This is a genomic window from Roseibium sp. MMSF_3412 (assembly GCF_030733265.1).
Classification (GTDB): domain Bacteria; phylum Pseudomonadota; class Alphaproteobacteria; order Rhizobiales; family Stappiaceae; genus Roseibium.
On the sequence record NZ_JASHJI010000001.1, the window covers coordinates 508,651 to 521,284 of the forward strand.

General features: G+C 59.1%; 11 protein-coding genes. 9 read left to right on the plus strand and 2 right to left on the minus strand.

Translation table 11 applies throughout. From position 1 onward, the window contains the following. Positions 1-19: 19 nt before the first annotated feature. The 4 genes from lspA to RBB49_RS02295 all read left to right on the plus strand — a co-directional run bounded on the left by lspA (position 20) and on the right by RBB49_RS02295 (position 4,257). Positions 20-556 carry a signal peptidase II gene (gene lspA, locus RBB49_RS02280; RefSeq protein ID WP_306141038.1) on the plus strand — a complete coding sequence of 179 codons (537 nt, stop codon included), beginning with the start codon at positions 20-22 and terminating at the stop codon, positions 554-556. A gap of 76 nt (positions 557-632) precedes the next feature. Next, on the plus strand, positions 633-1,340 hold the full coding sequence (locus RBB49_RS02285) for a hypothetical protein (protein WP_306141039.1): 708 nt from the start codon (positions 633-635) through the stop codon (positions 1,338-1,340). 115 nt (positions 1,341-1,455) lie between these two features. Beyond that, positions 1,456-2,928 carry a pitrilysin family protein gene (locus RBB49_RS02290; protein WP_336623383.1) on the plus strand — a complete coding sequence of 491 codons (1,473 nt, stop codon included), beginning with the start codon at positions 1,456-1,458 and terminating at the stop codon, positions 2,926-2,928. A 36-nt stretch (positions 2,929-2,964) separates the two neighbouring features. Then, positions 2,965-4,257 (plus strand): pitrilysin family protein, encoded by a 1,293-nt coding sequence (locus tag RBB49_RS02295; protein WP_306141040.1) that lies wholly within the window; start codon positions 2,965-2,967, stop codon positions 4,255-4,257. Positions 4,258-4,294: 37 nt separating this feature from the next. Here RBB49_RS02295 and RBB49_RS02300 read toward each other — a convergent pair whose 3' ends face one another. Beyond that, positions 4,295-5,872 carry an EAL domain-containing protein gene (locus RBB49_RS02300; RefSeq protein ID WP_306141041.1) on the minus strand — a complete coding sequence of 526 codons (1,578 nt, stop codon included), beginning with the start codon at positions 5,870-5,872 and terminating at the stop codon, positions 4,295-4,297. A 342-nt stretch (positions 5,873-6,214) separates the two neighbouring features. Between RBB49_RS02300 and RBB49_RS02305 the strand changes: the two genes are divergently transcribed. From RBB49_RS02305 to groL, 5 genes are all read left to right on the plus strand, one after another. Beyond that, a complete protein-coding gene (locus RBB49_RS02305) occupies positions 6,215-7,000 on the plus strand; it encodes a hypothetical protein (protein WP_306141042.1) in 786 nt (261 codons plus the stop codon). 196 nt (positions 7,001-7,196) lie between these two features. Next, on the plus strand, positions 7,197-8,657 hold the full coding sequence (locus RBB49_RS02310) for a sigma-54 dependent transcriptional regulator (RefSeq protein WP_336623386.1): 1,461 nt from the start codon (positions 7,197-7,199) through the stop codon (positions 8,655-8,657). A gap of 114 nt (positions 8,658-8,771) precedes the next feature. Next, positions 8,772-9,341 carry a hypothetical protein gene (locus RBB49_RS02315; protein ID WP_306141044.1) on the plus strand — a complete coding sequence of 190 codons (570 nt, stop codon included), beginning with the start codon at positions 8,772-8,774 and terminating at the stop codon, positions 9,339-9,341. A gap of 290 nt (positions 9,342-9,631) precedes the next feature. Next, entirely contained in the window at positions 9,632-9,919 is a 288-nt protein-coding gene (gene groES, locus RBB49_RS02320) for a co-chaperone GroES (RefSeq protein ID WP_306141045.1), read from the plus strand. 57 nt (positions 9,920-9,976) lie between these two features. Then, entirely contained in the window at positions 9,977-11,620 is a 1,644-nt protein-coding gene (gene groL, locus RBB49_RS02325; protein WP_306141046.1) for a chaperonin GroEL, read from the plus strand. A gap of 220 nt (positions 11,621-11,840) precedes the next feature. Here the strand turns inward: groL and RBB49_RS02330 are convergent, their stop codons facing one another. After that, the gene (locus tag RBB49_RS02330) at positions 11,841-12,626 is read right to left on the minus strand and encodes a helix-turn-helix transcriptional regulator (protein WP_306141047.1); all 786 of its coding nucleotides are present in this window, start codon (positions 12,624-12,626) and stop codon (positions 11,841-11,843) included. Between the last annotated feature and the right edge of the window lie 8 nt (positions 12,627-12,634).

The following is a 12,634-nucleotide window of genomic DNA, read 5'->3' on the forward strand; positions in this document are numbered from 1 at the left end:
GCGCAGATACGGAAAGCGGATGACCGAATTTCAGCAACCTGATCCGGCGAAAACCAAGCGGCCCCTTGTCTGGGGCCGTTTCAGCTCGCTCGTGCTCGTGGTCGCCCTTGCGGGTCTTGTCGCGGACCAGGCGAGCAAGCTCTGGCTGCTTTTCGGATACGGGCTGGGCGTCAACGGGCCGGTTCAGGTCCTGCCCTTTCTGGAGTTCGTGCTGGTCTGGAACCGAGGGGTCTCCTACGGTCTGTTTCAGCAGGACAGCGCTGCCGGGCAGTGGGTCCTTGCCGGCCTGACCGTCGCGATCACGATTGGTATGTGGATCTGGTCCGCGCGATGCCAGTCGAAACTCGTCGCCTTCGCACTTGCGCTGGTCATCGGCGGTGCGATCGGAAACGGAATCGACCGAATCATCTATGGCGCCGTGGTCGATTTCGTTCATTTTCACATCGGCAGTTTCTCCTGGTACGTGTTCAACCTCGCCGATGTGTGGATCGTTGCAGGTGTCGCCGGTCTCCTGTATGACAGTTTCAGGAATGGTCCTAATTCAGCCGCAAAATGAATGTTTAAGGCTGTTCAGGTCGACGTTGGGGCCATGTTCCCAACGCTTAACACAGGTAATCGGGGAGTCTGCTGTGGTGCGGACGAAAGCTAGCTGGATCAAAAACGGTGCCATCGCCGTCCTGTTGACGGGACTGGCCGCATGCCAGGCCGCCGACGGTACGTCCCAGGCTCCCGATGTGGCGCTTGTGAACTCTTTCATGACCGGTCTGGGTGCGGTTGATCCGAACGAAAAGCCGATCGACTACAAACCGCGTGCGCCGCTCGCCATGCCTGCCGAACCCGGCGCGCTGCCCGAGCCGGAAACCGAGGTTGCGGGAACCGACTCGGCCAATTGGCCCAAGCAGGAAGAAAACACGCAGTTCCAAGAGCTTAAAGACCTCTACGCCGGATCCGGCGGTGTCAACAAAGAACCGCTGACACCAGAACAGATGCGTGGCTTCAAAATCACCGGCGTAACCGGTCAGGCCACCCGTGACCTGGACGAGGAACGCCGTCAGAACGACATCGCCGAAGGCGAACTTCTGACGCGCGACCAGCAACGCGCAGAGTGGGAAAAATATCAGCAGCTCAAGGGGCAGCAGGCCGGCCTGGAAAACAACGGCGTTGCAACCCGCCGCTACCTGACCGAACCGCCGACGTCCTACAGCACACCCTCTCCGGATGCACCTATGCCGGACATCGTGCGAAAGGAAAACAAGGGCAAGCCGACAAATTACGACCCTTACTCAAGCACGCCGATCGACCCGCGTTGTCTTGATGGACAGTCACAATATTGTAACTGAGCCAACCCCGGTATACTGCGGATAACAAATTTTTAATGGGACCTTCGGACCGGCTTTCCTATATGGAAGGGTCAGTCCGGAGGTTTTTTGTTTCAGGCCAGAACGGGAGTTGCACGTGAACCCATTGCAGATGAAGCTTCACCCAACGATTTCACACCGGCTCAAAAAGTCGGCCCGCTTGTTTCTACTGCCCGCCTTGCTGCTCGGCACCACTGCCATGATCCCGGCGGACGCGGCCAAAGCCGAACCGCTGTTTTCCAGCGACATTGTCATTGCGCCGAACCTGGAAAGCTTCACACTCGAAAACGGGCTGGAAGTGGTGGTCATTCCCGATCGCCGGGCTCCGGTTGCGACGCACATGATCTGGTACAAGGTCGGGTCCGCGGACGAGCCGGAGGGCCAGTCCGGTGTCGCACACTTTCTTGAACACCTCATGTTCAAGGGAACGAAGGCGCATCCTAGCGGCGCGTTTTCGAAAATGATCGCCGAGCGCGGTGGTCAGGAAAACGCGTTCACCAGCCTGGATTACACGGCCTACTTCCAGAAAGTTGCAAAAGAACATCTGCCGCTGATGATGAAGATGGAAGCGGACCGGATGGAAAACCTTGTCCTGACCGACGAGGTCGTCGCTCCGGAACGCGACGTCGTTCTTGAGGAGCGGCGCAGCCGCGTCGACAGCGAACCGGGTTCAAGACTGCGCGAGGCGATGAGCGCAATCACTTTCGTCAACCATCCCTACGGGTCCCCGGTCATCGGATGGCAAAGCGAAATCGAAGCGCTGAACAAGGATGCAGCGATCGATTTCTACAATCGCTTCTACACACCCAACAATGCGGTCCTGGTGATTGCCGGCGACATTGACGTTGAAACAGTGCGCAAACTTGCCGAAGACACCTATGGCAAGGTTCCACGGCGCGCAGAACCGGGCGATCGCATCAGACCGGCTGAACCGCCGCTGGCGGGCGAGCGCCGCGTTGCCGTTTCCGACCCGAGGGTTCGCCAGGAATCCATCTCGCAGACATGGGTTGTTCCGAGCCAGACCACCGGTGAAGGCAAGACCCCCGAGGCGCTCGATATCCTGTCCTACATTCTGGGTGAAGGCCCCTCCAGCCGTCTGCACAAGTCGCTGGTGCTCGATCAGGAAGTTGCCACCGGCGCAGGTGCCTACTACCAGAGCCGCGCGCTGGACGACGGACGTTTCGGCATCTACGCAGCGCCGCGTCCGGGCCATACGCTTGAGGAAATGGAGAGCCTGATAGCCGTCGAGGTCAAAAAGCTGCTGGACGAAGGTGTCACCGAAGACGAGGTCGCACGCGCGAAAAACAGCATGATCGCAAGCGCGATTTATGCGCAGGACAGCCAGTCCGGCCTTGCGCGCCTGTTCGGCAGCGCGTTGACGACCGGCCAGACAATAGCCGACGTGCAGGACTGGCCCGCCCAGATCGGCTCGATCACAGCGCAGGACGTGCTGGACGCGGCCCGTGAATATCTCACCGGAACACCTGTTTACGGTGAACTCAGATTTGAAAATCAGACCGAGCCCGAAGCGGCCCTGACAAGTGCAACCAATATCAACGACAAGTCCTGATAGATGATGCAAAACAGACTTCTTCGAGCGACCGCGTTGCTCACTGCCACAACGTTCATAACGTTGCTGGCACTCACCCGCCTTGCCCACGCAGTCGAGGTTGAAAAGGTTGTCAGCCCGCAAGGCATCGAAGCCTGGCTGGTTGAGGATCACACCGTTCCGATCATAGCCATGAACTTCTCCTTCGATGGCGGATCGACGCAGGATCCCAGCGGCAAGGAAGGCCTCACCCGCCTGCTCGCCGCGACGCTGGACGAAGGCGCCGGCGACCTAACGTCGGAGGAATTCCAGGGCAAGATGGAAGAACTCGCGGTGAGTATCAGCTTCAGCACCGGACGGGACCGGTTCTACGGCAGTCTGCGTACATTGAGGCCGACGCTGCCGGAAGCAACCGAGCTTCTGTCTCTTGCCGTCAACGCACCGCGTTTCGACGAGAGCCCGGTCGAGCGCATGAAGATACAGTTGACGACGCAGATCAAGCGCAATGAAAGCAGCCCGAGTGCGATTGCAGGCCGGCAGCTTGCCGATTTCATGTTCAGCGATCACCCATATGCCCGCCCGACGCTCGGAACCGTTGACACGATGGGAGCGCTTCAGCCGGACGACCTGCGCGCGCAGCACGCCAAGATCCTGTCACGGCGCGATCTTAAGATCGGTGTCGTCGGTGCCATTGACGCTGAAAGCCTCGCGCAAATGCTCGATACGGTCTTTGCATCTCTTCCGGAGCAGTCTGAACTGGTGGATGTGGCCGAACTCATGCCTCAGACCGGCTCGAACCTTCACCGGGAGTTCGAAGTTCCGCAGACAACCATCCTGCTGGCGCTGCCTGGCCTGAAGCGAGACGACCCTGACTATCAGGCCGCCTATGTGATGAACCACATCCTCGGTGGTGGTACGTTCACGTCGTGGATGTATCAGGAAGTCCGGGAAAAACGCGGCCTCTCCTACGGCGCGAGCACATCCCTGTCGCCCTACCGGCACACGGGGCTGCTGATCGGGTCCGCGGCCACCAAGTCGGACCGCGCGGACGAAACAGTAGATGTGATGCTTGAACAGCTTCAGCGCATGGCAACGAGCGGTCCGACGGAAGAAGAGCTTGATGCAGCCAAACGTTTCATCACAGGCTCCTACGCCCTCCGTTTCGACACGTCCGGCAAGATCGCACGCCAGCTCGTGGCCCTGCAGAACGCGGACCTCGGGATCGACTATTTCGACCGCCGCAACAGCGAGATCGAAGCGATTACCCTTGAAGACGTGCAGCGCGTCGCCAAGCGTCTCCTTGCCGAGCAGGAACCGACAATCGTAACCGTCGGAACGAAAGAAAGCTGACGCGACTGGGAAAAGCGATCGTGACGGTTTGCCGGTTCTACCCGGCTGCCGTCCTTATCGGCCCTGGTGCCGATGCCCCTTGCAGGACTTCAGCCCTGACCGGGCGCGGCGGGGAGAACAGATTGCCCTGCGCAAACTTCACATCGTAATCGAGCAGTTCCAGGACCTGGGACTCCGTCTCCACATGGTCGGTGATCAGTTCCATGCCATAGCGCTGAAGCAGATCGCCGAAATCCGAGGGGTGAATGTGGCCATGGTTGGCCTCGCGCCGCCCGATCAGATAGTCTCCATGCAGTTTGGCATACTTGAAGCCACGCCCTGCGAGCGAGTTGAAATCCATCTTCATATCGCTGATGCGATCGATCGAGAAACGGAACCCCGCCTCGTAAAGCGCGTTCAGACTCTCAAGTTCCAAGCCACCCATCACCGCAACATCCGCCTGCGAAAACTCGAACACCAGCACATCGGCGTAGGCCCGGTTGGTTTGTACGAATTCCAGGAAGCTCGGGAAAAAGGCCTCGTCGACAAGCGATGCGGTTGAGATGTTGCAGAACAGGATCGCATTCCGGTTCCGCGAAGTCAGACGCTTGATCACCTGCAGCGACCTGAACAGGAGCAGATTGTCGATGCGCGCTATCAGTCCGCTCAGAACGGCCTCGGGCAGAAACACGCTTGCCTCGACAGCGTTGCCTTCGGCATCGCGCAACCGCGTGAAGGCTTCATAGTACTTCACCTGCCTCTGGGGCAGGGTCACGATCGGCTGCAGGAACAGCTCAACCCGATTGGCGTTGAGAGCGGAAGTGATCATTTCCCGCATGGCCAAATTCGGTTTTGGCCCCTCAGGCACGGCCGGGGCCGGGTCGCCGAACGGGAAGTCGTCGTCCGGAGCCTGTGTCTGACCGGTCTCCGGCCCCTGTTCGAAAGGAACGGCCGCAGGTGCGGGTGCTGCGACTGGAGCAACCCCGTATTTACGGTCCCAGGCGTCCATGTCCGCGCGTCCTGCGCTTTCACGGGGTTGCGCGTGACCCTGATGCCAGTGGGGAGGTTCTGCGCCGACTTCAGGCCCCTGCCCGATTGCCGGATGTTGTCCGGCATGTTGCATGTTCGCGTCGGTCCGGGCTTGCGGCGCGGCGGCAGGCGGCGGTACCGGCGGGGCAGCAACGGCGGGAGGCGGCACGAATGCGCGCCCATGCATGTCCGGCTGGGCTTGCGGATAGTGCGGCAGCGGAGGTGGCGGCGGCGGCAGCGCCTGCTGGTCTTCCACCCTGGTCTCAAGGTCCGACATTGCTTCGGCCATCTGTTTCACCAGAGTACCCAGCACTTCCACTTCCGCGAAGAGCGGATCCATCTCGGCGCGTGTCCGTCGCGGCATGGTGTGTTCCATGCCCGTCAAACGGCCTTCCAGGTTGCCGACATCCTCGTCCAGATCCGCCATCCGGTCCTCGAGGCGGTCAACCGCTTCGCTCACGGCCCCACGATCACGGGCCCGGCTGATCAGAAGGTGGATCAGTATCATCGTGCACATCATGGCCAGCGACAGGGACACCGCTTCGCCGAACGGCCGCCCGAACTGGAATATCAGCACCGTCGCGGAGGACAGCGCGATAATTGCCATGCATATTGCTACAAAGATGGTCCCCGTACGGCCCATGGTGTCTAGCGCGTTCCGACCCGAATCAAAATTACCGGTTAATCATGCCTTAAGAACTGACACACGCCGAATCCGCAAGCGCGTTTGCGAAGCCAAATGCTAGACTTGTCCCCGACTAAGCACAACCAAAGGCGCTGTTTTTCCGTTTTGCAAGGAATACAGACAAGGTTTCTGCGCCCTTTATGGTGTTCGGGACGGGTGACGCCATGGAGGATTTAAGGATTTGCAATCACCTCCAAGTTGGTTAAGATTACGTAAGGGCAATTAGTCGTGGTGCTTTTGGACCGGTTACCATAGGGGACTGGAATGCACGCCGCCGCCCACACGGGACATCACCGCGAAGACCAACGTGGTCGAGACGACCAGACTGACGGCGGTTCCCTCTCAAGATCCGAGGACGGATCCGGTAACCCGGGCACCAATAGGGCACCTTCAACCAGAGCAAACGAAGACCCGTCCTGTTCGGCAGAACAGGTGAAAGCCGCGCTGGTCAATGCACTTGAAAGTCCCGAATTTCGTTCCGCACCACAACTCAGGTCGTTTCTCGATTTTGTCGTGTGCGCCGCCCTGGAGAAAAAGCAGGAAAAGATAAAGGGCTACACGATTGCGGTCGAAGCGCTCGGGCGGCCCGAGGACTTCAATCCCGTTACCGACCCGATCGTGCGCGTCGAAGCCGCACGGCTCCGTCGCAGGCTTGCGAAGTACTATTCGGGAAGCGGGGCCCGCGAACAAATCCGCATCGTCATCCCCAAGGGAAGCTACGCCCCTGAGTTCGATCCGCGCCCTGTTGCGGAACACACCGGCCCTGCGCCTGGCCGCGTCATGGATGAGGTGTCCGCTCCCGCTTTGCGAGAAAGTACCGGAGAGACCGGAACTTCCGGACCCACTGCAACTCCGGAAGCTTCCGGCGGGCTCTTGTCCGGTCCGCAAAGCAGCGACGCAGAGCCTTCACCGTTACACACATACAAGGTCGTCCAACCCCTGAACGGAAGGACGACGCAGCCATTGTTTCAAAAGCGCATTTCGCCGGCATTTGCCATTGCGCTGGCGCTGGCTTGTTTTCTCGCCGGCTTTCTGGCCGGGTCTCTCTAATACCGTTTCGCAGCTCCGCACATTGTAATCTTTCCGAGATAACTCAGCAAAAACTGCAAATTGCGTCATCTGACAACGCTTTGTTTACCCTGTTCTGAGAATTATCAGGATGACGATTCTTTCGATGTCCGTCTGACCCAGATCTAGTGATGGGAGTTGCCCAGCGATGGGGAGTAAAGAGGGCAATGCATTGCCTGTGATTGTACGTGTACTCGATGCATCGGCTTCAGAAGCCGCGCGCACCTCTGCTGTTTGTGCAAAACTGTTCACTTCATGCGCTGATCCGATCCTGTACACGGACTCTGCTTCCTGCCTGCAGGACCTTGCAGACAAATCAACGGACATTCTGATTATCGACCTTGAAACGATCGGCGGCGACGAAGCGCTGGAGGCTTATGCTGTCAGATGCCCGAAAGCCGTCATCATGGCCGTCTCGGCCAAGGGGTCCGTATCACGTGCGGTCAGCGCAATGCGCTCAGGAGCACATGATTTTCTGACCAAGCCGTTTTCGCTGGACGCGCTGGCAACAAAAATCGCATTTCAGCTGAAGCAGCGCAAACCGGTGCCCGATGCGGTATCCGTGGAAGCGAGCGCACCCATTGAAATCACCCGGGCACCTGACCCGTCACCTTCCAGACCGCTGACACCATCTTCAACCGCGCAGACGCCCGGACCGGGCAGGCTGATCGGCGTTTCGGTCCAGATGCGCGAAGTGCACGAGCAGATCGCCCGCATGGCCCCCTCCCAGGCGCCTGTCTTCATCACCGGAGAGTCCGGAACGGGGAAGGAATTGTGCGCAAATGCCATTCATGACCTGTCGGAGCGCAATCCCAACCGCTTTGTCGCGCTGAATTGCGCGGCGATCCCGCGCGACCTGATCGAAAGCGAAATCTTCGGCTACATGCGCGGGGCTTTCACCGGTGCCACGGAGAACCGGGCCGGTGCAGCGGAACAGGCCGACGGCGGAACGCTGTTTCTCGATGAAATCGGTGAAATGGACCTGATGCTGCAAAGCAAGCTGCTGAGGTTCCTGCAAACCGGTACGTTCCAGCGATTGGGCGATACCCAATCCCGCCAGGTCGATGCCCGCATCATTTGCGCCACCAACAGAAACCCGGTGGCGGAAATCACGGCCGGGCGTTTCCGGGAAGACCTTTATTACAGGCTTCACGTTCTTCCGGTTCACTTGCCGCCGCTCAGGGAACGCAGGGATGACATCCTGCCCCTCGCAGAAGCCTTCCTGACGCGGTACTCCGCTGAAGAACGCAGGAGTTTCAAAGGCTTTGATGCGGATGCCGAGGCGCGGATCCTGTCCTACTCCTGGCCGGGCAACGTGCGGCAGCTGGAAAACACCGTCCGGCAGATCGTCGTCATGAACGAAGGTGCAGCGGTGACTTTCGACATGCTGCCCATGATCATCCGCGATCAGAGCGGCCGTCCGAATGCCGTTATCGACCTTTCCAGGGAACGGTCGCGTGTCAGCGCGCCAAGCCGGCCGTTCGGTGCGATCGAACCCTTGTGGGCCCAGGAACGGAAGATCATCGAAGACGCTCTCGATGCCTTTGACGGAAACATCGCCATGGCGGCCGCGGCGCTGGAAATCAGCCCGTCGACAATCTACCGCAAACGTCAATCCTGGACGGCGCGCAGCATTTAACCGGCTATTGTTTGCCGCATCGCGCACATTTTCTTGTCTAACGCCTTAAGTCAGTCTATATCGGCAAAAAATCGCCAAGAATCGACAAGACTAAAGGCGTTCCGGAAAGTGAACATGTTGCGCAACAATCAAAAAATCCGAAATGCCTTCTCTGCTCTCCTGATGGCGGCGGGTGTTATTGCCGGGACATGTTCCGCATTTGCGCAGACCCCAAAGGTTTCCGGCCCGGCCGCGGATTTCACAGCTGCAAAGGATGGCTACGATGCCGCCTGGAAGGCGAACGGGCTTGCTTTTGTGATCGCAACCTTCACGCAAGACGGCGGAACTGCCTACGGCCAGTACACGCCGCGCAGCGGAACGGAATTTCAGGGCGACGAGGTGCTGTCGATCTACGCGGAGCCCGTGGGTTACGCCTTTACCGAGACAAACGGCGTTTTTGCCTTTGACCTGACAGCAAGCTACCGGCTCCTGAACGCGTCCGGACAGGTGCTGGCGGAACAGGAGAATTTCGCGGAGTTTTCGGGCCAGGGACGGTCAAAGCAGCGCGAACTCGCGGCAGCGCTTTCATTCCAGTTCAGCGGACTGCCTGCCGGCGCATATCAGCTTGAAACACGTTTCAAGGATCAGGCCGACGGAAAAGAAGCCGGTTTCACCTTGCCATTTACGATCGCCGAACCCAATTAGGGCATAGCCATGCCCGACCTGCTGCCGGCAACCGGATCCTGCTCTTGCAGATACCTTGGCGGCGCGTGGTTGCCGTGACAGGCAAACCGGCCCGATCTTCGGATTAAATTATCGTCACAAAGCATTGACAAAACGAGCGCCGCTGCATAAATCCAAGGCGCTGTTAGCACTCGCCTTGAGGGAGTGCTAGCGAGCGGCAGGGGCAAAGATTTCCTGCTTACGTCAACCCAATAATCATGTCTCGCGCGCTGCCAATTGCGTGGGGCGCGCTCATGAGAGGAAACAGTCTTATGGCATTTCGTCCACTGCACGACCGTGTCGTAGTTCGCCGCGTCGACTCTGAAGAGAAGACAGCCGGCGGCATCATCATTCCGGATACCGCTAAAGAGAAGCCGCAGGAAGGCGAGATCATCTCCGTCGGCACCGGCGCCCGCAAAGACAACGGCGAGATCGTTGCGCTCGATGTCAAGGCAGGCGACCGCGTCCTGTTCGGCAAGTGGTCCGGCACCGAAGTCAAGATCGATGGTGAAGACCTCCTGATCATGAAGGAATCCGACATCATGGGCGTGATCGCTTAATCCGACAGCGAACCGCTCCTGATCTCTTCAACTTCCCAATTTAGGTGAGACGACTCTATGTCTGCTAAAGAAGTAAAATTCTCCTCCGACGCACGTGAGCGCATGCTCCGTGGTGTCGACACACTCGCAAATGCCGTCAAGGTAACCCTCGGCCCGAAAGGCCGTAACGTCGTTCTCGACAAGGCCTTCGGCGCACCGCGCATCACCAAGGATGGTGTTTCCGTCGCGAAAGAAATCGAGCTGGAAGACAAGTTCGAAAACATGGGCGCACAGATGGTGCGTGAAGTCGCTTCCAAAACCAACGACATCGCTGGTGACGGCACGACCACGGCAACCGTTCTGGCCCAGTCCATCGTCAAGGAAGGTGCCAAGTCCGTTGCTGCCGGCATGAACCCGATGGACCTGAAGCGCGGCGTCGACCTTGCTGCTGCCGAAGCCGTCAAGGCTCTGGAAGCCGCTTCCAAGACCATCACGACGTCTGAAGAAGTTGCCCAGGTCGGCACGATCTCCGCAAACGGCGACGTTCAGGTCGGCCAGGACATTTCTGAAGCCATGCAGAAAGTCGGCAACGAAGGCGTCATCACCGTCGAGGAAGCCAAGTCCCTGGAAACCGAACTCGAAGTCGTTGAAGGCATGCAGTTCGACCGTGGCTACCTGTCTCCTTACTTCGTCACCAATGCCGACAAGATGCTGGCTGACCTTGAGAAGCCTTTCATCCTGCTGCATGAGAAGAAGCTCTCCAACCTGCAGGCCATGCTGCCGATCCTGGAAGCTGTCGTTCAGTCTTCCCGTCCGCTGCTGATCATCGCTGAAGATGTTGAAGGCGAAGCGCTGGCAACCCTCGTTGTCAACAAGCTGCGCGGCGGCCTGAAAATCGCAGCTGTCAAGGCACCGGGCTTCGGCGACCGCCGCAAGGCCATGCTCGAAGACATCGCGATCCTGACCGGTGGCACCGTGATCTCCGAAGATCTCGGCATCAAGCTGGAAAACGTGTCTCTCGACATGCTCGGCACCGCCGAGAAAGTTGCGATCACCAAGGAAACCACCACCATCGTTGACGGTGCCGGTTCCAAGGAAGACATCGACGGCCGCGTCGGTCAGATCAAGGCGCAGATCGAAGAAACCACTTCCGATTACGACCGTGAGAAGCTCCAGGAGCGTCTTGCCAAGCTCGCAGGCGGCGTTGCCGTGATCCGCGTTGGCGGTGCGACCGAAATCGAAGTGAAGGAAAAGAAAGACCGCGTCGACGATGCTCTGAACGCAACGCGTGCCGCTGTCGAAGAAGGCATCGTACCAGGCGGCGGCGCTGCCCTGCTTCGTGCGAAGAAGGCCGTCGCCGCACTGTCTTCCGACAATGCCGACATCGAAGCCGGCATCAAGATCGTTCTGCGTGCCCTGGAAGCTCCGATCCGTCAGATCGCTGAAAACGCTGGTGTCGAAGGCTCCATCGTGGTCGGCAAGATCCAGGAAAACGACAGCGACAGCTTCGGTTTCAACGCGCAGACCGAAGAGTTCGTCAACATGATCGAAGCCGGCATCATCGACCCGACCAAGGTTGTCCGCACGGCTCTGCAGGACGCAGCTTCCGTTGCCGGCCTGCTGATCACCACCGAAGCCATGGTTGCAGAGCTGCCGAAGAAAGACGCAGCACCGGCAATGCCGGGTGGCGACATGGGCGGAATGGGCGGCATGGGCTTCTAAGAAGTCCCAGCTCAGAAGCTTAGCGGAAAGGGCGGTCCTCGGGCCGCCCTTTTTGCGTGACGCGCCGCCCACCTTTTTCTGATTGTGCCGCTTTGCGGCACGGGGGAGCGGCATGGGCTTCTAAGAAGCCTCAGCTCAGAAGCTTTATGAAAAGGGCGGTCCTCGGGCCGCCCTTTTTGCATAACGCGCACGGGCGGCCTTAACAAACGCTTCGTTCGCGTTACAGGAGGCCTGTCTCCTCACCCATCTGGCCGGAGAGGTACTTGCGAACAACAGGATCGAGCCGAAGGCTCTCGGCGCTGTAGATGCCACAGCTCTTGAACAGGTCCCTGACCGGCCTGTAGGTCTCGAATTTGCGCCAGACCACTTTCGACGCATATGGCATGCGCCTCGGCATTGATGCCAGAAAGCACATGGAGCCGAAAAGATACTGCCGTTTCTGCCTTGGAGGCGGCGTCAGGATGTGCATGCTGAGCGCGTTTTCGTTTTTCCGCTCACTGTCGACGACAAACAGCCTGCCGTTCTGGTAGGAGACCTTGCCGTCGCATCTCGTCCAGCGTCGGCGTTTCAGCGCCGGGTCGGCAAGCGCTTCGATCAGGCGGCTGTAGACGACACCGTTGCGCTCATCGAGGAAAACGCAATTCACGACATAGCCGGTCGGATCGACCGGGGCCTGAAAATAGACCTGGTAGGCCCCCAGAAAAGGCCGCAGGCGGGCAAGATCTCCCGGGAAAACAGTCGCGAGCGGGTCCTGGCGGCGTTCCCGAAGCGTGGCCGTTCTTGCCCGATAGGACGACAGAAGTTGCGTGTGACTTCCTAGCAGTTCCCTGTCTTCGAGCCCGAAATACCGCGCCATCCGGCGCAGGTTGTTGGCCGATGGTCTGGAACGGCCGGACAGGTATTTGCTGAATTGCTGCTGGTTGATGCCGATGTCGCGGCACACCTGTGCTGTGGAGGCCTTTTCCGCGCATAGAAAGCGTAGGTTTTCCCTGAAATCATCGGTCATCGCGATCG